Origin of the sequence: Flavobacterium cupriresistens (assembly GCF_020911925.1) — a bacterium.
In the GTDB taxonomy this organism is placed as follows: Bacteria; Bacteroidota; Bacteroidia; order Flavobacteriales; family Flavobacteriaceae; genus Flavobacterium; species Flavobacterium cupriresistens.
The window spans coordinates 587,517-608,552 of record NZ_CP087134.1 but is presented as its reverse complement, the minus strand read 5'-3'; the positions used below and the strand labels follow the sequence as shown (position 1 = coordinate 608,552).

The window sequence follows — 21,036 nt, the reverse complement described above, 5'->3', positions numbered from 1 at the left end:
TTTGGAATTTGGAATTTGGAATTTTAGAATTTAACCTCAAAGTTGTATCTGTCGGTCAATTTGTTGGTCTAAGGATATAAAGGTTTCTGTTCTGGAAACGCCTTCAATGGCTTGAATTTTGGTGTTTAAAAGCTGCATTAAATGTTCGTTATCGCGACAAATGATTTTTATTAATACGGACCAGTTTCCGGTTGTGTAATGGCATTCCAAAACTTCGGGGATTTTTTTTAGATCTTTTACGGCTTCAGAATTTCGAGAGGCTTTGTCTAGATATACCCCCACAAAAGCCATAGTGTTGTAACCTAATACTTTTGGATTTACAATAAATTTTGATCCCGAAATGACACCCGATTGTTCCAGTTTTTTCAAACGCTGATGGATCGCGGCTCCCGAAATGCCTATTTTATTGGCGATTTGTAAAATGGGTTTTCGCGCATCATCCATTAAATAACGAAGGATTTCTTTATCGATACCGTCAATTTCAATTAAGAGGGAGTTGATTTTCATAATTTGCAATTTGAAACTATAATTAGTGTTTTGGGTTTTGAATAGAAACCAAATGTAGTTAAAATGCTGTAAAAAAGAAAATTCCAAATCCCAACAGTTAAGTTGGAATTTGGAATTTGGAATTTGAAATTTTTATATTGTATATTCTAAAAGGTTATTTTCCTTTGTTTGCTTCGTTGATGTATTTTTCCAAAGCCATTGTCATAGAAGGAGTTTCAGGAGTTGGAGCAAGAATATCAATTCTTAAGCCATAATCTAAAGCTTCTTTTTGAGTGGTGCTTCCAAAAACAGCAATTCGGGTTTCGTTTTGTTTAAAATCAGGGAAGTTTTTAAACAAAGATTTGATTCCTGTTGGGCTAAAAAAGGCTAAGACATCATAATAAACGTCTGCTAAATCAGATAAGTCGCTCATTACGGTTCTGTAAAAAATGGCCTGAGTCCAGTCTACTTTTAAATTGTTTAAAGTAACGGGTGCATCTGCATTTAATTGGTCAGAAGCCGGAAGTAAGAACTTTTCGTCTTTGTACTTTTTAATTAATGGAGATAAATCTGCAAAATCTTTTGCGCCTACATAAATTTTACGTTTTCTGTACACTACATATTTTTGTAAGTAAAACGCAACTGCTTCAGACTGGCAAAAATATTTCAGTCCTTCAGGTACTTTATAACGCATTTCATCGGCTACTCTGAAAAAATGATCCACGGCATTTCTGCTTGTCAAAATAATCGCAGTATAATGATTAAGATCGATTTTTTGTAATCGAATCTCTTTTGCGCTAACCCCTTCCACATGAATAAATGGTCTGAAATCAATTTTTATTTTGTGTTTTTGTTGGAGCTCAAAGTAAGGAGAATTCTCCACTTTAGGTTCAGGCTGTGACACCAAAATTGTTTTCACTTTCATATTATAAACTTTTACTAAGCCGCCTCTTTTGTAATCCAATAATAGATGAAATAATAAGGGGCTATTTCAAGAGCGCAAAGATATAAAATAAAATAAAATAACTTGCTGATTATTATATTTTGATGCGTTTTAATCGAAATAAAATAGGAGAATAGACTTATACACAGTGAAACACCGATGATTGCTAGTGGTACACTTTTCGGAATGTTGTCATAATAAAACAAAACCGCATTAAAAGGAAGGATTAAAACACCAATATACGTACGGTATGTTGCTTTTTGTAAGTTAAGAAGGTCTATAAAATCTTCAATATTGAATGAAGTAGCAACGATTTTTTCGATTAAATATTTTGCCAGAATAAAATATAATAAAAAAGTGGCAATTTGAATGAATAAAACCCAGTCCGTTTTTGAGGCATATCCAAAAGTATGCATCGTAAGCTGAATGAAAAAAGAAAACGAAATAATCTGCACAAAAAACAAACCAACAATAAAGCTGCCTTTCAGATTACTTGAATCCCGATAGATTTTGGCATATTTATCAGAGAAAATAAGCTTGCTGAATTCGCTAAATCGGGATTCATATGCTGATTTAGTAATGGCAACAAGAGCAAAAGCCAACACAAATAAAAGTGTCGCCCAGTCTTTGTTTTCGATAATTCGGGGATGAAGTTGTTCAATCATAACGTTGCAAAATTAGTAATTTTTTGGATCAATACTTTTATTATAAATTTATTGTGAATCAAATGGCATAAAAAGTTTACTTTTGCGGTGAAATTACCCAGAAAAATGAATGATTGTATTGTCATAATTCCCACTTATAACGAAATTGAAAACATAGAAAGTATAGTTAGAGCTGTACTTTCTCAACATAAACCTTTTCATCTTTTAATTATTGACGATAATTCGCCGGATTTTACTGCGAATAAAGTAATTGCACTGCAGGAAGAATATCCCGATAGATTGTTTTTAGAAAAAAGAGCCAAAAAATCAGGTTTAGGAACCGCTTATGTTCATGGTTTCAAATGGGCTTTAGAGCGCAAATATGAGTTTATATTTGAGATGGATGCCGATTTTTCTCATAATCCAAACGATCTCGAAAAGTTGTACGACGCCTGTCATTTTGGTGGTGCCGATTTAGCTATCGGATCACGATATGTAAAAGGTGTAAATGTCGTAAACTGGCCACTAAGCCGTGTTTTGATGTCTTACTTTGCTTCCGTGTATGTCAAATTTATTACCGGAATGAAAATTCATGATGCTACAGCAGGTTTTATCTGCTATAAAAGAGTAGTTTTAGAAAAGATAAAACTCGACAAAATTAAATTTGTTGGTTATGCTTTTCAAATCGAAATGAAATATCGAACGTATTGTGCTAAATTTGAAATTACCGAAGTTCCGATCATTTTTACGGATCGTACCAAAGGGGTTTCGAAAATGAGCAACGCCATTATAAAAGAAGCAATTCTGGGTGTAATAACACTTCGATTAAAAAAATTATTCAATACTTTATAAAGTCACGGTGATGAACAGAATTTTAATAAAGAACGCTAAAATTGTAAACGAAGGATCCATTTTTGAAGGTGATGTATTGATCGAAGACGACTTAATTGTTGAAATTTCAGACAGCATCAGTTTAAAATCATCGGATTGTAAAGTGATTGATGCCGAAGGAAGTTATTTGATTCCGGGTGCGATCGATGATCAGGTACATTTTAGAGAACCGGGGTTAACACACAAAGGAGATATTGAGTCAGAATCCAGAGCTGCAGTTGCAGGAGGAATTACCTCTTTTATCGAGCAACCTAATACGGTGCCAAATGCTGTTACTCAGGAAATACTGGAAGATAAATATCAAATTGCTGCCGTAAAATCATATGCGAACTATTCGTTTATGATGGGAGCTACCAATGATAACCTGGAAGAAGTTTTAAAAACGAATCCAAAAAATGTTGCAGGAATAAAAATATTTTTAGGTTCTTCAACCGGAAATATGTTGGTGGATAATGAAGCCACTTTAGAGAAAATATTTTCAAGTACGTCAATGTTAATTGCGGTGCACTGCGAAGATGAAACAACTATTCAAAACAATTTGGCCTTGTACAAAGAGCAGTATGGTGATGATATTCCGGTAACGGCGCATCATTTAATCAGAAGTGCTGAGGCCTGTTATATTTCGTCGTCTAAAGCAGTGGCTTTAGCCAAAAAGACAGGTGCCCGTTTGCATATTTTCCATCTTTCGACTGCTAAAGAAATGGAGTTGTTTACGAACAAAATCCCATTAGAAGATAAAAAAATAACGGCTGAGGTTTGTATACATCATCTGTGGTTTACAGATGAAGATTATAAAACAAAAGGTAATTTCATAAAATGGAATCCCGCTGTGAAAACGGCAGCTGACAGAAAAGTACTTTGGGAAGCTTTAAATGATGGTCGTATCGATGTAATTGCTACAGATCACGCTCCACATACAAAAGAAGAGAAAAAACAACCTTACCTAAATGCACCTTCCGGTGGGCCATTGGTTCAACATGCTGTTGTGGCTATGTTTGAGGCGCATCATCAAGGGAAAATCTCTATTGAAAAGATCGTTGAAAAAATGTGTCATAATCCGGCTAAGATTTTCAAAATCGAGAAAAGAGGTTTTATAAAAGAAGGTTATTTTGCCGATTTAGTTATCGTGAATCCAAGCTTGCCATGGAGTGTGAATGCGGACAATATTTTAGCAAAATGCGGCTGGTCTCCATTTGAAGGCTTTGTTTTCAGATCAAGAATCACACATACTTTTGTAAACGGAGAACTGGTTTACAATAACTTTAAGGTGAAAGACCTTCGCAATGGAAAAAGATTATTGTTTGACAGATAAAAAAGTATAGATGAAGAATTTTATAATACTAACATTGGTTTTGTTTCTTTCGGTGAGCTGCGAAAAAGAGTTGGTAAAACAACCCAAAGGGCTTATTGAGAAAGAAAAGATGCTTGATATTATGTATGATTTGTCTATTTTGGAAGCTGTAAAATACCAACATCCGTTATCCTTAGACTCGATTGATGCGAATCAAAAAAGGTTTGTTTTGCAGAAATATAAAGTAGATAGTCTGCAGTTTGCGCAAAGTAATATTTATTACGCAGCAGATTACGAAGGGTATAAAGATATGTTTGATGCAATTGCCAAGCGCTTGGAGAAAAATCAAAGAGCAGCAGATTCATTGGCTAAAATAGACGAGAAGAAAGCCATTAAGAAGAAAAAGCAGGAAGAAAAATTGAGAAAATTGAATCCTGAACTTAAAGAAGCAATGCCGGCTAAAGCGAATATTGATTCGATAAAAACGGCGATGCATGCAAGAAGAATAAGGCAAACAAGATAGTTTTATAACTTAGAAACGTCTTTTACATATTGGTGTACATCCAGAAAAACCGTTCCCAGAGCGGTTTTTGTTTTTTCATTACTATACAGATTTTTGGAATAAGAAGCTTTCAAAGTGGCTTTGGTGATGCTTCTTTTTTTGAAAAACAAAGTTGAAAATATCCCGTCTGCTAGCCAGGCTATAGTTAATAATATTGGTTTCGCGTGGATATTCGGTCTTTTTACTTTTAAGCTGTCGGCTATAGTGTTGAGGATATCTCGAAATACGATATTTTCGGCAATCAGCGTAAAACGCTCATTTTTGATGCTGCTTTTCATTAATTCAAAAGCAATTTTTACTACATCATTTACAGTAATAAACCCGGTACTTCCAAGGGTATAGAAAGGGAGGCCTTTGGCAACTCTGGTGTAAAATTCAGCGCTTCCCTGCTCGCTTGTTTTTGTAGTTGGAATTGGTCCTAAGATTACTCCCGGATTTAAAATGATGACTTCTAAGCCTTCCTGAAGTCCACGCCAGACTTCCATTTCGGCACCATATTTTGAAATTGCATAATCGCTGTGTGGTTTCTCAGGATTCCATTCTGTTTCTTCGGTAATGGTGGTTTCATGGGCGGCCAGATCTCCTAAAGCGGCTATTGAACTCACAAAACAGAATTTTTTTATTTGTTTCGCAATCGAAAAATTAACCATATTGGCAGTTCCTTCAATATTGGTTTTTCGCAGTAAATCTTCGTCTTTTGGATCAAGCGAAATAAATGCGGCACAGTGGTAAACATATTCAATGCCGATAAAAGCAATCTCTAATGAAGGAATGTCAAGAATATCAGCCTCCAACCATTCTATTTTCTCAAATAAATCGGCTTTTTTGTATAATTCAAAAACAGCTTTTGTTTTCTCAATTTTGTTTGGATTTCTATATATTGCTCGTACAGTTTCTCCATTTTCAATTAAATGAAGTGCTAAATGTGAGCCTACCAGACCTGTTCCTCCTGTTACTAATACCATTTTGTAAATATACTATTTTGGTTTAAAGGTGCAAAGTAGGGAAGGTGCGAAGTTTTTGTTTGTTTTGAAATTGGTAATCTTTGTTTTTATGCAAATGGTTTAAAAAAAAGGTGATGCAAATGAATTAAGAATTTTAATTCATTTGCATCACCTAGAGGTCGAATAATTTTATTGCTTACTAAAAAATAGTATAGGCAAATATGAAATCTATTGCATTGTATTTTGCTGAATGATAGGTGTAATTAACTAATTCTTTTTTTGTATTAAATCTTATTTCAGCTGAGAATTTATTTTTGAAATTATAACCGATTCCCAACGCTGAGTTTTTTGCGAAATCTCCTGTGAAACTCCCCGAAGCGTTGCTTGCCGTTTTGTTAGTGTAAGTTATATCTGTTTTGCTGCTGACGTCTATGGTGTACGAATAATTAATGAAAATTTTTGAATTTTCGTTTAAAAACATATAATGGCGTATACCAATTGGTAGTTGCAATGAGCTATAACTGGCTTTTATAGTGTATTCTACATTTGGAAAGGTGATAAAAGGACTCGGAACTCCATAGTCTTTTTCATTCTGATATTTTTGATACGTCGGGTTGATAAAAACACTCCATTTGTTTTTATTGTAAGGAAGTACGTATTCGAATTCAGCGCCAATTCTAAACACAGCTTTTTTATCAAGTTTTGCATTAAGTTGATTGTCAGCGTCATTGGTTGATGATAATGAAGCAAAACTTACGCCGGGTGTTATTTTGATGAAGAATTTACTTTTGGTCTTTTTTGTATTTTCATTTTTAACGGAGTCAGGATTAAGGTTGTTGTATTTTGAAAAATAAGCAACAAGGTCTGCTTTTTTGTATGTTAGGTTTAAGAGACTTTTTTCGGTTGTAGTTGGAGTGGCAACATTCTTATATAACTGTTGTTTGTATTCGTTGTTTTCGCCTATCTTTTCTGCTCCTTCGCTTTGCTCTGTTATTAGGTATTTAACGTAAATCAATTGTTCCGTTGGAATTGTTTTAGTAGCGTAAAAGAATCGGTTCATATTGTCTTCTGTATAACTATACAACGTAGCATCGCCTTCTACAAGTGTTTTTAAGAATAGCGTTTCTTCTCTCCAATCCGGATTTCTGTTTGATGTTAATTTTAACGGATCGTCGCTTGAACGGTCTATTTTTATTTTGAATTTTTTGTAGGTACTTTCATTGTCAATACCAAATTCTTGGGTATCCGCACCAGTACTTGTTTGGAATTCGGAATCTGTAAGTTGTAGTTTGTATTTAAAGTCTGTTGGGTTATTCTTCCAATCTAAATTTTTAATATAACATTCTGTTCTGTTTCCGTTATTGGATATAAAGTATCCTTTTTCGAACGTAATTTGCGCATTTGTAAACGAGTAGCAAAGTAGTAAGGTAATCAGTAATAGTTTTTTCATAAGTGGTTTCTTGGTTTTTTGTCAAAATTAGATAATGAAATTTGAAAATATATCAATTTTTAAGATTTTTTTTACGTTCCAAAAAAGTTCTTCGTAATTGGCTCATTATAAGTCTTGTGTTTGTTTTTTGTACGGTTAGTTTGAAGGTTAGGATAAAGTGCCTCGTGAAAAATCTTTTTCGGATATAAAATTTTATAGTATCCCACTACTAGCGGAATTAATTATATTTGCACAAATTATTTTAAAAATGAAAAATCTAGTTGAAGAATTAAAATGGCGCGGGTTATATCATGACAGTATGCCTGGAACGGAAGAACAATTACTGAAAGAAGTAACAACAGCGTATATTGGTTTTGATCCAACAGCAGATTCACTTCATATTGGAAGTATGGTTCAGATTATTTTATTGGTTCATTTAAAGAATTTTGGTCATCAGCCTATCGCTTTGGTAGGAGGTGCAACCGGGATGATTGGTGATCCATCTGGAAAATCGGACGAAAGAAATTTATTAAACGAAGAGACTTTGGCTAAAAACGTAGCCGGTATTAAAAGTGTTCTGTCTCGTTTCTTAGATTTTAATTCGGCAGATAAAAATGCTCCGGTAATGGTGAATAACTACGATTGGATGAAAGAATTTTCGTTTATTGATTTTGCGCGTGAAGTTGGAAAACGAATCACCGTAAACTATATGATGGCGAAAGATTCTGTAAAAAAGAGATTGAGCGGAGAAGGAGAAGGAATGTCTTTTACAGAGTTTACATATCAATTGATTCAAGGTTACGATTTTTATCATTTATATAAAAACAACAACTGCCTTTTGCAAATGGGAGGTTCTGACCAATGGGGTAATATCACCACAGGTACAGAATTAGTGCGCAGAATGGGAGGAGAAAGTGCAAAAGCTTTTGCCTTAACAACGCCATTGATTACAAAAGCAGATGGATCTAAATTCGGAAAATCTGAAGGAGGAAACGTATGGTTGGATACTGATAAAACTTCAGTATACAAATTCTACCAATTTTGGGTAAATGCCACTGATGTTGATGCTGAAAAGTATATTAAAATTTTTACTTTTTTAGAGAAAGAAGAAATAGATGCCTTAATCGAAGAGCATAAAACAGCACCACACTTGAGAGTTTTACAAAAGAAACTGGCTGAAGAAATCACCATTTTTGTGCACAGTAAAGAAGAGTTGGAAAAAGCGATTCAAGCTTCGAATATCTTGTTTGGAAACTCGACTGCAGAAGATTTGAAACAATTGGATGAAGCTACTTTCTTAGAAGTTTTTGACGGAGTTCCGCAAGCAGAAATTGCAAAAGCAGATCTTGAAAACGGTTTGGAAATTGTGACGGTTCTAAATGAAAAAACAGGTTTCTTTAAATCAAACGGAGAAGCAAGACGTGCGCTAACAGCAAATTCGATTTCGGTAAACAGAGAGAAAATAAAAGAAGATTTTGTTTTAACGGCAAATGATCTGATCAATAATCAATTTGTGTTATTGCAGAGTGGAAAGAAAAATTATTTTGTGATTAGAGTAAAATAAGAATACTAACTTAACTACGGTTATTGTCTAAATTAATATATGTTCGGATTTATTTTTATTTATTGGATTTGGAAAGCTTTCAGTAATTTGGCGATTTTGTACAATAAAAATAAATGGAAATATTTCTTTTTAGGACTAGGGTCTTATTTTGGTTTGTCTTTTATATTCGCAGTAAGTTTTATGATTGTGATGGGACTTGTTGATGGATTTGAGACTATAGAAAATGGAAATTATGATAGCCCGGCTCATAATATATGTTATTCAATTTTAGGAGGATTAGGTTGTTATGCAGTCTATAAATCGCTTGAAAGCAAAGGCAAGAAAGAAAAAGAGTTACTTAGAAAAGAAGGAATAGATAGTATTGGTTTGCTGGAAGAAAATTAAAGTACCATCAAATTACAGCCACGAATATCAGAATTATCAAAACGTCCCAATACCTCGAAAGAGTTGTTGGGATATTTTTTGCCCAAATCCTGCGTTGCGATAAAAGAACAGGAATTGATATTGGCTAAATCGATCACATTTATTCCACCCGTTTTTCCTTCTTTTACATAGGTCAAAGCATCTTCAGGGTCACGAACTAAAATGTTCATCCAAGACGGACATTCAAATATACCTTCACCTAAAGAATAGGCCTGACCTAAAAGTTCGGTCATTCCATATTCGGAATGAATGGCAGTAACACCAAAACCTTCGCAAAGTTGTTCGTGCAGTTCTTCGCGAATCATTTCTTTTCGTTTGCCTTTCATTCCTCCGGTTTCCATGATAATGGTGTTCTGAAGTTGAAATTGATGTTTTTCAATTAAATCCAATAAAGCATAAGTTACCCCAATCAGAATGGTATTTTGTCCGGATTGGTCTAATTCGATTAGTTTTTGGGTAAGTTCTTCGTGGTTGTGTAAATAAAACCCGCTTTCAGGCTGATTGGATAGTTTTATCAGATCTTCTACCATGTAGATTAACGAAGAGCCCTCGCGTTCGAGATAAGACGGTAAAAGGGCTAAAACAACGTAATCCTCGATATTGCCGTAAAATTCAGAAAACCCTTTTCGATAACTTTCTTCGTATAAAGTAACATCGGTTACGATATGTCTGCTGGTAATCATTCCGGTAGTTCCGCTGCTGGTAAAAGTAACCTGAGCAGGATCTGCATTCGAAACAACATCATGACTTTTGAAAAACTGAATGGGTAAAAAAGGAATTTGTTGTATTGATTTTACCTGTTGTGGATTTACTTTCAAAAAATCACAAAAATCACGATATACCTGATTGTTCTCATGCTGAAAACGAAACACCTTTAAGGCTATTTTTTCAAATTGTTTCTGACTCGAAATGGTAAATATATCGTTGGCTGTAATCAAAACTTTTTTTGCGCAAAGGTAGGTATTATTGTAGATAGTTTTTAGTTTTCGGTCTCAGTTTTCAGTTTCAGTCTGAGTCTTGACATTCATTTGTCACCCTGAGCGAAGTCGAAGGGTTTTGGGTTAAGCAGGGCTTCGACTTCGCTCAGCCTGACATTAAGGTTTTTTTAGTGTTCAGTCTCAGTGTTCAGTCTCGGTATTCAGTCTCGGTATTCAGTCTCGGTATTCAGTCTCAGTCTCAGTATTCAGTTTTAGTTTTGACATTTATTGTCGCCCTGAGCGAAGTCGAAGGGCTTTGTATTTGATCCATGAGAATATTATTTTCCACAGTATTCATTTCGAGCGAAGTCGAGAAATCGCGTTCAGTTGAATGCGAGTACTCCTCCGTCAATTGACAAAAAGGGAGCACGAGTGAATCATTTTAGAAGAATTAGAAAAGCAGATTTCGAAGAAAATTTAAGCAACCCCAAAAACCGAACCTGAGATCGAAAACTAAAAAAGGCTGTTCAAAATGAACAGCCTTTTTTTTATTTTTTATCGAATAATCAACTTTCGCGTAGCGGAAACATTTTGTTCGCTTATTTTTATAATGTAAACGCCGGGAGATAAATCAGCAACGTTTAATTCTTTGGAGACTAAATGTGTCTGAATTACTTTTTTACCCAAGAGATCAAAGACAATAATTTCCTTTTCTAAATCGTTTTTAGAGGTGATATAAACCTTGCCATTTGTGACCGGATTAGGGTACAAACTTAGTCCCTCAATAGTGGCAGATCCATCTTGAGGTTTTGACGTTTGTTTACTGTCTTGTGCAGAAGAGCTAACAGTAAAGAAAAAAGCCAGTAAGATTATAATATAAAAGTAATTTTTTGCCATCGCATTTTTTTAGATAAGTAAATATACAAAAAAAATTACAAAAATTACACCAAAAAATTACATCCTGAAAATTTAGGATGTTTTTAACAAAATGGGTTTTTCTAAATTAGAAGGCAATAAATCAGTGAGTTGTCTCATAGCAGTTATATATCTATTGTTAGTTATTACTCGTAGTTCAACTGAAGGCGTGATTTCAGTAGTGAAGTTTAAGAAAATAGTTTTCGGCACCCGTTTTCAACAAAAGGCAAATTGTTGCAAAAGAAAAAGCAGTCTGAAAATTATTTTCAGACTGCTTTTCTATATGATTGTTATTTAATTACTTAGTCCAATCAGCCCAAGTAGGTAAATTTGCACCAGCACCAGCACCAGTTTGACCACTAGTTGCTCCAGATAATTTAGGACCAGTTACATTAGTGATTTGAGCACCAAAAGTATAGTTTGTGATCGTAAAGAAACCAGCATTCATGTTTGCAACAGCACCAGCATCAGTAGCTAGTTTAGCAAGAGCGATAGGCATATCGTCAGCAACATATAAGTTTGTGTAAGCTTGTTTTCCACCACCTTCTTTATAGTTGATTGCTTTTTCGTCTGATAAGAAAGTAGCTCCACCTTTTATGATAGAAACATTAACGATTTTAGCATTTGTTACAGGAAGTGCTCCACTAGGATCTTTCTCATTGTTTGAACCTTCAACACCTGCTTTTGAAACACCTTTAATATATACGTTTGTTGCAGTACCTTGCCATCCGTCAGCGAAATCTAATGAATCATCATAAGAGTTGATTATTGTAAGGTTTGTAGCGTTTACAGCTCCTCCGAAAAATTCAATACCATCATCACCACTTTCGTAAGTATAGATGTCAGATACTTTTGTTCCAGAACCTACTCCAAAGAAAGATACTCCATTGTATTCTTTAGTTGCAGAGAATTTAGAACCAGTATAAGAAATTTTCAAGTAGTTAATGTTTCCTGAGTTATCCGTATTGTCAGTTCCTCCGTAGCTTAAACCACCTACTTCAGAAGTTCCGTTTGCTCCAGTGTTTACGATACCATTACCAGCGATAATTAATCCACCCCAGTCACTTTGTGCAGGAGTAGCTTTTCCAGATGTCATAACTACTGGTTTAGCAGCGGTACCATTGATGTTGATTTTAGCATTTCTTTCTACAGCGATAAATAAAGAAGTAGATTCTGCAGTAGCAGAACTTTTGATTACTGTTCCGGCAGGAATAACTAAAGTTGCTCCACCTTTTACTACTAAGCCACCAGTTAAAGTGTAAGTTTTAGTTGGGTCTAAAGTTACTGTACCGTCATTAATGTTTCCTTTTAAATCATCAACTTTTAACACGAATGTGCTTTTGTCTCCACTGTTGTTGTTATTGTTGTTGTCATCAGAACTACAGCTTGTTAAAGCAAGTCCGAATAGTGCAGTCATTGCTAAAAATGTTTTTTTCATTTTATTAATTTTTTGTTGTTTTGTTTATTTATGGCAAAGTAAAGGAAGATATTTTTTTGCCGAGTTAAGCGGATATTATTAATGTATTAAGCGTATCTTATCAAATGAAGAGCGACTTAATGTAAAATTTACATTCGATTTTAATACATAAAAAAAGGTGATTAGTAGTAGCTAATCACCTTTGTGTTTTTTTAAAATAAGTTCTTAAAATGTATAGTTTAATGTAAGTCTAAGATCAGAGCCTGCTTTGTATGAAGTTACTAATACATCACCTACAGCACTTTTTCCTGGTACTTCACCTTGCTCTTGTACACGTTTAAAAGTTGGATTTAATATGTTATTGTAAATTAGTCCCAGTTTTAAGCTTTTAGTCAAACTGGTATTTAAAATGAAATCTAATTTATTTACAGCTTTGTCCACTATGTTTCCAACTTTTGAAGTTCCAATTACAGCTAACTTATCTGAAAAATAAGAATATGATACTGTTGCGGAGATGTCTCTGTCGTGTGAAAATTCATTTAAGAACGAGATGTTTGCATTGGCTAAGAAATTAGAAGCACCTGTTAATTTACTTTCTGTAAAAGTGAAATTAGCTCCAAAAGGATTTTCAGCATTTACTTTGTCATTACTTAGATCCTGATTAGTATAAAGATAAGACCCGTTTGCATCAAAGGAAAGTTTTGTTTTTAGACTATTCTCATTTTCGATTTCAAAAATGTCTTTTCTAATTTCTAATTCAATTCCGGCTACCGTTGCTTTTTTACCTGTATTAGCATAAGTAATATCATTAGAAGAAGAATTCAGGAACATTTCGTTAATTGGATTTTGAATAATTTTTCCAAAAGCAGTTACAGAAACTAATTCACCTGATTTCGGAAAATACTCCCATCCTAAATCAAAATTGTAATTTGTAGAAGGATATAACTTAGGGTTTCCTTCATAAGCTTGTGCTACATCTTCGTAAAGAATTGGCACTTTTTCTTTAAACTGAGGAAGCGTATAGGTTTTGCTGGCAGAGAACTTTAAATTTTGTTTCTCATTCAAAGTATATTTCGAAATTAAACTTGGTAAAATGTTGAATTTAGAATAGTTTGAGTTGTCTCCGTCAGGCACTGTTGTAGTCACGTAAAAGACATCCTGAGTTAATTTTTCGAATCGGGCTCCTAAAATCACGCTTAGTTTTTCGGTAAGTGAGTACTGAACATTTGCGAATGCACTATGGATATCTAAGTTTCCATTGTACAATTGATGTATTCTGTTAGATTGGGAAGACCCAAAGTGTGCCTCATCCAGATAATTGTCAACATGATGAATGTCTTCTTTCGGGAAAGATATTGTTGTTCTGTCCGGGAAGAATGAAAATTGCTGCATCGTATAATCTAATTTTTTCATTTTTCCTGAGTAACCAAAAGTTACTTTCCCTTTGTATCCGTCATCGTTACTTTTTTTGTTGAAGTTATAAGAAAGAGCAATGTTTGCAGCAAATTCCTTTTCTTTTAAATCTTGAAAAAATCGGTGATTATTGATGTTTGAATTGGTAAAGAAAGTGAAATCTGTTCCATTAGGAGCGTAAACAAAAGAGTTTTGCATACGATCTGGAATTGCACTATTAGAAATACTGTATCCAAGTCCCCAGTTTAAGTTCCATTGATCATTAAATTTGTTTTTTCCTGTAAGTTGATTTACAGTCAATCGCGTTCTTTCGAAAGTTCCACGTTTGATAAAACCTGTAATTTGATCTAGAGCGGTAGCACCACCACCATCAAAGTTTACGTTAGTTCCTTCGTACTCACTATAGTCCTGATCGCTTGAGTTTAAGAATAACGAAGTAAAAAAGATGGAGTTTTTATTGTTGATTTTATAATCGGCCGTACCCATAACGGTTGTAGTAGTACTGTGTTTGTAAGCTTTTCTGTAAAAATCAGAAAGGATATCTCCGTCAGAAGTGATACCTCCTCTGCTGTAACCTTCTGTGTATTTATTTTTTGCACTAAAAGAAGCAGTAACAAATGTACCTATTGAGCTTTCGTCATTTAGTATAAATTTTCTTCCTCCCGTTAAGGCATAAAAAGCATTTAATACATTTTTGTTCTCTTGTCTGTCCCAGCTTGTAGTATAGTTATAAGGTTTCAGTGGAGCATCAGGAACTCCAACTGTTTTAAATCCAGAGTAAGAAGGTCCGTCTTGTAAATAAAAATGATCCTGACCTAAAACATTAGTATTAGCACCTGTACCAACTGAAAAAGTAAGGAAAGGTTTGCCGCTGAATTTTTTTGCGCTAATATCAATATTTGCTCCTCCAAAATCGGCATAATTTTGCGCCTCAAATGTTTTGCTTATACCGATATTATCTACAATATTGGTAGAGAAAATATCCAGAAGTATGTTTTTGTTGGCAGGATTATTTGATGGTAATGGAAGGCCATTTAGAGTAGTAACATTGTAACGGTCGCCAAGTCCTCTTACGAAAACATTTCCGGAGTCATCCTGTTTTGATACACCACTAACTTTAGATACTGCAGTTGCAACATCATTAACTCCTTTTCTTGTTATTTCTTCAGCACCAATAGCAGATTTAAAGGCAACTGCATTTTTTTGGTCTAATAATAAAGCCGTTTCTTTTTGTTTGTTTGCCGTAGATTTTACAACAACATCTTTCAATGTATAACCTCCCGAAGAAAGGATCTGATTTACGGTTACGGTTTGACCTGCGGTTACTGTTACGGGTTGTTCAACAGATTCATAACCCACAAAACTGAAAATAATAGTATAGTTTCCAGGGTTTACATTTAAGGAATATTTTCCGTCAATGTCAGTGTTTGCGCTAATTTTTGTTCCTTTTAGTAAAACATTAGCAAAAGGTAGTGATTGATTATTCGATTCTTTATCGGTTAATACACCAGAAATTGTACCTTTGTTTTGAGCGATCGAAATCGAACAGATAAATAATGTGATTAATAGAAATTTAAAATTGAATTTCATTTGAGTTGTGTTTAATTTATTTTTTTGCAAAGAAAGAACCGCCCTGTAAAGTTCATGTTACGCACTTGTTATGTTTTTGTGTGCTGTAGATTATCAAATTGTTACCAGATTAAATTACCGTTAACAGCAATTTTTAACGGTCGTTTTATCGTTATATTTACCATCGCAATTAAAAAACTATCGGATTTTAAGATATGAAATTTGATAAGAAAACTCAATTTTTGCTATTTTATGAAAAAAACACAAACCAAGATTTTATTAGTTGATGATGAGCCGGATATCCTGGAAATTGTTGGCTATAACCTTGCTCAGGAAGGCTATCAGATTGTAACTGCTTCAAATGGAAAAGATGCAATCGCAAAAGCGCAGAAAGAAATACCGGACCTAATTATTATGGATGTAATGATGGCCGAAATGGATGGAATGGAAGCTTGCGAACACATCAGAAAAATACCAGAATTAAATAATGTAATCATAACCTTTTTAACCGCAAGAAGTGAGGACTATTCTCAAGTTGCCGGTTTTGATGCAGGTGCAGATGATTATATTACCAAACCAATAAAACCAAAATTATTGGTAAGCAAAGTAAAGGCTTTGTTAAGAAGGTTAAAAGAACAAGAAGTTGTTAGTGACACCTTAAACGTTGGCGGAATCGAAATTAACCGTGAAGAATACAAAATCATCAAGGGAAATGTAGAAATCGCTTTGCCAAGAAAAGAATTCGAATTGTTCTATCTATTGGCTTCAAAACCGGGAAAAGTTTTTAAAAGAGATGAAATCCTTGATAAAGTTTGGGGTAATGAAGTAGTAGTAGGTGGAAGAACAATCGATGTACACATCAGAAAGTTACGTGAAAAGATTGGAGAAGATCTTTTTAAAACAATTAAAGGTGTTGGTTATAAATTTGAAGTTTAAACATCTTATATAAATTTGAATCTTATAAATAATATAAGTTCATTTTAAATTATAGGGTACATACTTTTGTAATTGAAAATTTATCTTTGTCAAAGTTTTAATTTTGGCAAAGATTTACTTTTTTAGGTTGTTATCTAATCCTTAGAAATAAGGTTTTATAGGTAATGAACTTATATCACTTATCTGATAAAAAAAGTAATCCCTATAGTTTATTATTTTAAATGATCCAATGAAAATTAATTTTAAAAAAACCTACAAATTTGCTGTAAAGTCAGCATTGTATATCAGTCTTTTTACAACAGGATTTGTATTGATTCTGATGTCTCTGTTTTATAAGAACCAGTTAAAACATCAGATTGCGTTTGGATTAGTCTTTATTATCTCGGTTTATATTTTTTCCTTTCTGGTTTTACAATATCGAGTAGAACGGTTTATATACAGGAGAGTAAAAAAAATATACGATGAGGTTTCCTTGTTAGAATCAACTACCCTGATCAATCAACCCATAACAACCGATATGGAAACGCTCTCACGCGAAGTGAAAAAGTTTGCGACAGATAAAAAACTCGAAATCGAAATGCTCGAAATTCGGGAGCAATACCGAAGAGAGTTTCTGGGTAATGTTTCGCACGAACTTAAAACACCTTTGTTTACCGTTCAAGGGTATGTGTCGACTTTGCTTGATGGGGCGATGGATGATAAAACGATTCGTAAAAAATATCTGAAACGTGCCGAAAAAGGAGTAGAGCGTCTCATCTATATTGTAGAGGATCTGGATATGATTACCAAATTGGAGTCGGGAGATTTAGATTTGTTAATTACAGATTTCGATATCGTCGAGTTGATCCAGAATGTTTTTGATTTATTGGAAATGAAAGCCGATAAAAAGAAAATCAAATTGGCTTTTGAAAGTAAAAATGTGCATTCTGTTATCATACGCGGAGATAAGGACAGAATTCAACAGGTTTTAGAAAATTTGATTGTAAATTCTATTAAATACGGTAAAGAAGGTGGTTTGACAGAAGTGGGTGTAGTAAACCTGACGAAGAAAAAAGTCTTAATCCGTATTAGTGATAATGGTGAAGGAGTTGAAAAACAAAACATTCCAAGACTTTTTGAGCGTTTTTACAGAGTTGACAAAAGCGGAACCCGTTCTGAAGGTGGTTCCGGACTTGGACTTGCCATTGTAAAACATATTATTGAAGCACATAAAGAGAAAGTATACGTAGAAAGTGAGTTCGGAATTGGTTCCGAGTTCTCTTTTACGTTAGAAAAAGCGTACAAAAATCAAAAAGCTGAAGTTAAGTAAATGTAAGCTTTATTGAGACGAAGTACTATAAAATCTGGGCTTGCGAAAGGGCTTCATGATGGCATAACGATTTCGAAACAAATCTTCTTATTATAGTAACGTCTTGTTAATGATATCTTAACATAGGTGATACATCTTTGCACCTGAAAATTAAGTGCAGTCGTGAAAATGATAAAAACAAAAATAATCGCAGTTTTATTGCTGATTACAGGTGCAGTAAATGCCCAAGATTTAAAGAAAGAAGACGTAAAGAAAGAAGTAATTCGACTTATGGATTCTATAAACAAAGCAAAAGCTTCTGAGGTAAAAGAAGAAAGTGGTACTTCTGAACATTGGTACGATAAAATTTCTCTAAGAGGTTACGCTCAAATAAGATACAACGGTTTACTTTCTACAAACGATAAAGTTTCCTGCGAACAGTGTGATAAATCCTGGGGAACAACTTCAACAGCACCCGATGCAAAAGCCAATAATGGACTTTTTATCAGACGTGCACGATTAGTGTTCTCAGGGCAAGTACATCCAAATGTATATTTTTATTTTCAACCTGACTTTGCAAGCTCACCGGTTACCGGAATTCAGAATTTTGTACAAATTAGAGATTTGTATTTTGATCTTTCTTTCGATAAAAAAAGAGAATACCGTGTTCGTGTAGGGCAAAGCAAGATTCCTTACGGGTTCGAAAACATGCAGTCCAGTTCTCAAAGGTTAACATTAGACAGAAGTGATGCAATCAACAGTGCAATATTGAACGAACGTGACTTGGGACTTATCTTCTATTGGGCACCAAGCGAAATCAGAAAACGTTTTGCTATGCTGGTAGAGGATGGTTATAAAGGTTCAGGTGATTATGGTGTTTTTGCTTTTGGAGTTTACAACGGACAGATAGCCAATAAATTGGACGGAAACAGAGATCTGAATGTTGTAGCAAGAGTTACCTATCCTTTTGTAATTGGTAATCAGATTATAGAACCGGGGATTCAGGCGTATACTGGAAAATGGGCTTTTACCGGCGAAATTTCTTCAGGAGTTACCGTTAATGATCCGCAATATGTGAAAGACCAAAGATTGGGAGCGACCTTCGTTTTATATCCAAAACCTTTTGGAATCCAGGCAGAGTATAATATTGGAACAGGACCGAGATACAATACCCTTACCAAAACGGTTGATGAAACAAGTCTGAACGGTGGTTATGTATTATTAAATTATAAGTTAGATTTCAAAAAACAACATTTATATCCTTTTGCAAAATTTCAATATTATGACGGAGGAAAGAAATACGAGAAAGATGCCAGAAGTTATGTTGTAAGAGACTTCGAAATAGGAGTTGAATGGCAACCAATCAAAGCGCTTGAACTTACCGCAGAATATGTTATTGCTGACAGGACTTTTGAAGACAGCGTTCTACCTATCAACAGACAACAAGGAAATGTATTGCGATTACAAGCGCAGTTCAACTTCTAAAATTACGCTTCAAAAATAGAAAATAACGAATCCCAGTCGATGTTATTTTTAAATTGAGATAAACCTTTAAACGATTTTACTTTTGAAAGATCTTCAATCGTAAAGTCGTTTTGCGTTGCATAAGGTACCAGATTCTCGTCTTGAAGTTTTATGGCCAGATATTCCTGCTCATACTGTCCCGGGGTTGGAATAAAAAAGGCTTTTTTACCCAGTTTCGCCAAATCCATAACAGTGGTGTATCCCGAACGACATAAAACCAAATCGCTTTCGTTAAAGGTCTGTTCCAATTGTTTTGAATTCATGAAATTGTAGTAGGTAACATTTCCAATTTCCTGTTTGGTTTGTGTTTTCTCTACTACTCCTTTTACAAAAACAACTTTGCCTTTATAATTTTTAACCTCTTCTTGTAGTTTTTCGTCCAAATAAGTGCGTTGAGGTTCAGGTCCCGACAGTATAACCATCAGATCATAAAGTTTAGGCGTTTCTTTTTTACGCATTCGGCTTAATGGACCAATATACTTTAAATTCAGCTCATTGGTTTCGAGGTGTCCCAAAGTACCGGTTAAGTTTACAACTTCATTAGTATCAGGAACCCAACATTCAGTATATTTTTTTATAATGTGTTGATGGCATTTACTGGTAAACCAGGTGGTATTCCCCGTCATCACATTGAGCTGATGTGTCATAAAAACCGATGGAATCTTTTTACTGAAAACGCCCAATCGGTTATCGGATATAATACCGTCAATTCCGTGTTTTTTTATTAGTCCCTTCACCATTTTTTTCTCATCTAAAATGGCTGTAATCATTTTAGGTAAGTTTTTAATTAGTTTCCATTTGAAGTTTTTGCCGTTTTTGGCATATTCTATATGATAAGAAGGCAGTTCAAGTGTTTCTATGTATGGAAATTCTTTTCGCAGTAAAGCCAATGCAATTCCGTCAGAAGCGATTATTGGGATATAATTGTTTTCCTGAAGCGCTTTTATGATAGGAATACATCTTGTTGCATGTCCTAAGCCCCAATTTAACGGAGCTACTAAAATAGTTTTGTTCGCAGAATAGTCAATGCTCATAATGTAGCGCTTTTTAAGACGAAGATAAAGAAATATGTTTTTTGTGTTATTTCGTACATATTACTAAATTATTAACTCTATAGAGCTGTCAAGGCCGCAAAATTACTTTAAAGAGAGGTGGGAATGATATGATTTGCAGACAAAGTTACTCGTATGTTAACAGTAGATTTGTTTTTTAAACAAAAAAAAGAACTGTCTGAGCAGTTCTTTCTTTGTATCGTAGTTAAAAAAGGATTTAATCCTGAATATAAGTTTTGTTTCCGTTAGAGTTGATATAGTATCTACCGCCTTTAGGTCCTGTATATACTTTTTTTCCGTTGTACTCTCCGGTAACTTTATCGGCCACTTTTGGTGCTTTTTCATTAGTCTCTTTGACTTTTTTAGTAGTCGTTTTTGAGGCAGCCGTTGTGGTTTTTGTAGCTTTATCTAGTGTTGCTTTTGAACTCGCGTTTACTTTATCAGCACTTGCTTTAGTTTTGTCTGCACTTGCTTTAGTTTTGTCTGCACTTGCTTTGGTTTTGTCTGCGCTTGCTTTAGTTTTTGCAGTGGTTTTGTCTTTAGTTTCTTTAGCGCTGGCATTTACCTTATCGGCACTCGCTTTTGTTTTGTCTGCCTTTGTTTTCGTAGCGTCAGCAGCTGTTTTGTCAGCTTTTTCTTTTGTTTTTGTGGCTTTATCAGTAGTTTTTTTAGCATCGGCCTTCGTTTTGTCAGCGCTTGCTTTTGTTTTCTTTGCCGAAGCCTCGGTTTTTTTCGCTGTTTTCGTGACGTCCTGAGCGTAGAAATTAGTAGATAAAACTACTATAAGACAAAGTAATAATAATTTTTTCATAAGAGTATCGTTTAAAA

Annotated in this window: 19 protein-coding genes; 8 read left to right on the top strand and 11 right to left on the bottom strand. The window is 34.4% G+C overall.

What is annotated here, in order from left to right:
• Positions 1 to 36: 36 nt before the first annotated feature.
• From LNP23_RS02900 to LNP23_RS02890, 3 genes are all read right to left on the bottom strand, one after another.
• A complete protein-coding gene (locus LNP23_RS02900; protein WP_047778902.1) occupies positions 37 to 507 on the bottom strand; it encodes an Lrp/AsnC family transcriptional regulator in 471 nt (156 codons plus the stop codon).
• Positions 508 to 661: 154 nt separating this feature from the next.
• Positions 662 to 1,411 carry a uroporphyrinogen-III synthase gene (locus LNP23_RS02895; protein ID WP_047778940.1) on the bottom strand — a complete coding sequence of 250 codons (750 nt, stop codon included), beginning with the start codon at positions 1,409 to 1,411 and terminating at the stop codon, positions 662 to 664.
• A 14-nt stretch (positions 1,412 to 1,425) separates the two neighbouring features.
• Entirely contained in the window at positions 1,426 to 2,094 is a 669-nt protein-coding gene (locus tag LNP23_RS02890; protein WP_047778901.1) for a DUF4271 domain-containing protein, read from the bottom strand.
• Between the two features lie 105 nt (positions 2,095 to 2,199).
• On the opposite strand from LNP23_RS02890, the gene LNP23_RS02885 reads away from it, so the two are divergent.
• The 3 genes from LNP23_RS02885 to LNP23_RS02875 are packed head-to-tail and all read left to right on the top strand — an operon-like array spanning position 2,200 to position 4,778.
• Positions 2,200 to 2,925, top strand: coding sequence for a polyprenol monophosphomannose synthase (locus LNP23_RS02885; RefSeq protein ID WP_047778900.1), 726 nt, complete (start codon positions 2,200 to 2,202; stop codon positions 2,923 to 2,925).
• Between the two features lie 10 nt (positions 2,926 to 2,935).
• A complete protein-coding gene (locus LNP23_RS02880) occupies positions 2,936 to 4,276 on the top strand; it encodes a dihydroorotase (protein WP_230003635.1) in 1,341 nt (446 codons plus the stop codon).
• A 10-nt stretch (positions 4,277 to 4,286) separates the two neighbouring features.
• Entirely contained in the window at positions 4,287 to 4,778 is a 492-nt protein-coding gene (locus tag LNP23_RS02875) for a DUF4296 domain-containing protein (protein WP_230003633.1), read from the top strand.
• A gap of 2 nt (positions 4,779 to 4,780) precedes the next feature.
• Here LNP23_RS02875 and LNP23_RS02870 read toward each other — a convergent pair whose 3' ends face one another.
• Both LNP23_RS02870 and LNP23_RS02865 read right to left on the bottom strand, forming a co-directional pair.
• Positions 4,781 to 5,782: an NAD-dependent epimerase/dehydratase family protein gene (locus LNP23_RS02870; RefSeq protein WP_230003632.1), complete on the bottom strand. Its 1,002-nt coding sequence runs from the start codon at positions 5,780 to 5,782 to the stop codon at positions 4,781 to 4,783.
• Positions 5,783 to 5,960: 178 nt separating this feature from the next.
• Positions 5,961 to 7,211, bottom strand: a complete 1,251-nt coding sequence (locus LNP23_RS02865) for a PorT family protein (protein WP_230003630.1) — start codon at positions 7,209 to 7,211, stop codon at positions 5,961 to 5,963.
• A 247-nt stretch (positions 7,212 to 7,458) separates the two neighbouring features.
• Between LNP23_RS02865 and tyrS the strand changes: the two genes are divergently transcribed.
• Both tyrS and LNP23_RS02855 read left to right on the top strand, forming a co-directional pair.
• The gene (gene tyrS / locus LNP23_RS02860) at positions 7,459 to 8,754 is read left to right on the top strand and encodes a tyrosine--tRNA ligase (protein WP_230003628.1); all 1,296 of its coding nucleotides are present in this window, start codon (positions 7,459 to 7,461) and stop codon (positions 8,752 to 8,754) included.
• A 39-nt stretch (positions 8,755 to 8,793) separates the two neighbouring features.
• Positions 8,794 to 9,138: a hypothetical protein gene (locus LNP23_RS02855; protein WP_230003626.1), complete on the top strand. Its 345-nt coding sequence runs from the start codon at positions 8,794 to 8,796 to the stop codon at positions 9,136 to 9,138.
• On the opposite strand, the gene LNP23_RS02850 is transcribed toward LNP23_RS02855, so the two are convergent.
• The 4 genes from LNP23_RS02850 to LNP23_RS02835 form a co-directional block, all read right to left on the bottom strand.
• A complete protein-coding gene (locus LNP23_RS02850; protein ID WP_230003624.1) occupies positions 9,135 to 10,115 on the bottom strand; it encodes a LuxE/PaaK family acyltransferase in 981 nt (326 codons plus the stop codon). The genes LNP23_RS02855 and LNP23_RS02850 overlap by 4 nt on opposite strands.
• Positions 10,116 to 10,649: 534 nt before the next feature.
• The gene (locus tag LNP23_RS02845; protein WP_230003622.1) at positions 10,650 to 10,991 is read right to left on the bottom strand and encodes a T9SS type A sorting domain-containing protein; all 342 of its coding nucleotides are present in this window, start codon (positions 10,989 to 10,991) and stop codon (positions 10,650 to 10,652) included.
• 316 nt (positions 10,992 to 11,307) lie between these two features.
• On the bottom strand, positions 11,308 to 12,447 hold the full coding sequence (locus tag LNP23_RS02840) for a hypothetical protein (RefSeq protein WP_230003620.1): 1,140 nt from the start codon (positions 12,445 to 12,447) through the stop codon (positions 11,308 to 11,310).
• Between the two features lie 204 nt (positions 12,448 to 12,651).
• Positions 12,652 to 15,429, bottom strand: coding sequence for a TonB-dependent receptor (locus LNP23_RS02835; RefSeq protein WP_230003618.1), 2,778 nt, complete (start codon positions 15,427 to 15,429; stop codon positions 12,652 to 12,654).
• A gap of 231 nt (positions 15,430 to 15,660) precedes the next feature.
• Here LNP23_RS02835 and LNP23_RS02830 point away from each other — a divergent pair, with 231 nt between their 5' ends.
• From LNP23_RS02830 to LNP23_RS02820, 3 genes are all read left to right on the top strand, one after another.
• On the top strand, positions 15,661 to 16,344 hold the full coding sequence (locus LNP23_RS02830; RefSeq protein ID WP_047778888.1) for a response regulator transcription factor: 684 nt from the start codon (positions 15,661 to 15,663) through the stop codon (positions 16,342 to 16,344).
• Positions 16,345 to 16,573: 229 nt separating this feature from the next.
• Positions 16,574 to 17,653, top strand: coding sequence for a sensor histidine kinase (locus tag LNP23_RS02825; RefSeq protein WP_047778887.1), 1,080 nt, complete (start codon positions 16,574 to 16,576; stop codon positions 17,651 to 17,653).
• 168 nt (positions 17,654 to 17,821) lie between these two features.
• Positions 17,822 to 19,117 (top strand): porin, encoded by a 1,296-nt coding sequence (locus LNP23_RS02820; protein WP_047778886.1) that lies wholly within the window; start codon positions 17,822 to 17,824, stop codon positions 19,115 to 19,117.
• Positions 19,118 to 19,119: 2 nt separating this feature from the next.
• On the opposite strand, the gene LNP23_RS02815 is transcribed toward LNP23_RS02820, so the two are convergent.
• Together LNP23_RS02815 and LNP23_RS02810 are read right to left on the bottom strand one after the other, a co-directional pair.
• Positions 19,120 to 20,190, bottom strand: a complete 1,071-nt coding sequence (locus LNP23_RS02815; RefSeq protein WP_230003616.1) for a glycosyltransferase — start codon at positions 20,188 to 20,190, stop codon at positions 19,120 to 19,122.
• Between the two features lie 235 nt (positions 20,191 to 20,425).
• Positions 20,426 to 21,019, bottom strand: a complete 594-nt coding sequence (locus LNP23_RS02810; RefSeq protein WP_230003614.1) for a hypothetical protein — start codon at positions 21,017 to 21,019, stop codon at positions 20,426 to 20,428.
• Positions 21,020 to 21,036: the final 17 nt, after the last annotated feature.

Excerpts from the sequence above, each read along its gene's own strand:
- LNP23_RS02900 (WP_047778902.1), bottom strand. The coding sequence starts at position 507 with ATGAAAATCAACTCCCTCTTAATTGAAATTGACGGTATCGATAAAGAA.
- LNP23_RS02895 (WP_047778940.1), bottom strand. The coding sequence starts at position 1,411 with ATGAAAGTGAAAACAATTTTGGTGTCACAGCCTGAACCTAAAGTGGAG.
- LNP23_RS02890 (WP_047778901.1), bottom strand. The coding sequence starts at position 2,094 with ATGATTGAACAACTTCATCCCCGAATTATCGAAAACAAAGACTGGGCG.
- LNP23_RS02885 (WP_047778900.1), top strand. The coding sequence starts at position 2,200 with ATGAATGATTGTATTGTCATAATTCCCACTTATAACGAAATTGAAAAC.
- LNP23_RS02880 (WP_230003635.1), top strand. The coding sequence starts at position 2,936 with ATGAACAGAATTTTAATAAAGAACGCTAAAATTGTAAACGAAGGATCC.
- LNP23_RS02875 (WP_230003633.1), top strand. The coding sequence starts at position 4,287 with ATGAAGAATTTTATAATACTAACATTGGTTTTGTTTCTTTCGGTGAGC.
- LNP23_RS02870 (WP_230003632.1), bottom strand. The coding sequence starts at position 5,782 with ATGGTATTAGTAACAGGAGGAACAGGTCTGGTAGGCTCACATTTAGCA.
- LNP23_RS02865 (WP_230003630.1), bottom strand. The coding sequence starts at position 7,211 with ATGAAAAAACTATTACTGATTACCTTACTACTTTGCTACTCGTTTACA.
- tyrS (WP_230003628.1), top strand. The coding sequence starts at position 7,459 with ATGAAAAATCTAGTTGAAGAATTAAAATGGCGCGGGTTATATCATGAC.
- LNP23_RS02855 (WP_230003626.1), top strand. The coding sequence starts at position 8,794 with ATGTTCGGATTTATTTTTATTTATTGGATTTGGAAAGCTTTCAGTAAT.
- LNP23_RS02845 (WP_230003622.1), bottom strand. The coding sequence starts at position 10,991 with ATGGCAAAAAATTACTTTTATATTATAATCTTACTGGCTTTTTTCTTT.
- LNP23_RS02840 (WP_230003620.1), bottom strand. The coding sequence starts at position 12,447 with ATGAAAAAAACATTTTTAGCAATGACTGCACTATTCGGACTTGCTTTA.
- LNP23_RS02835 (WP_230003618.1), bottom strand. The coding sequence starts at position 15,429 with ATGAAATTCAATTTTAAATTTCTATTAATCACATTATTTATCTGTTCG.
- LNP23_RS02830 (WP_047778888.1), top strand. The coding sequence starts at position 15,661 with ATGAAAAAAACACAAACCAAGATTTTATTAGTTGATGATGAGCCGGAT.
- LNP23_RS02825 (WP_047778887.1), top strand. The coding sequence starts at position 16,574 with ATGAAAATTAATTTTAAAAAAACCTACAAATTTGCTGTAAAGTCAGCA.
- LNP23_RS02820 (WP_047778886.1), top strand. The coding sequence starts at position 17,822 with ATGATAAAAACAAAAATAATCGCAGTTTTATTGCTGATTACAGGTGCA.
- LNP23_RS02815 (WP_230003616.1), bottom strand. The coding sequence starts at position 20,190 with ATGAGCATTGACTATTCTGCGAACAAAACTATTTTAGTAGCTCCGTTA.
- LNP23_RS02810 (WP_230003614.1), bottom strand. The coding sequence starts at position 21,019 with ATGAAAAAATTATTATTACTTTGTCTTATAGTAGTTTTATCTACTAAT.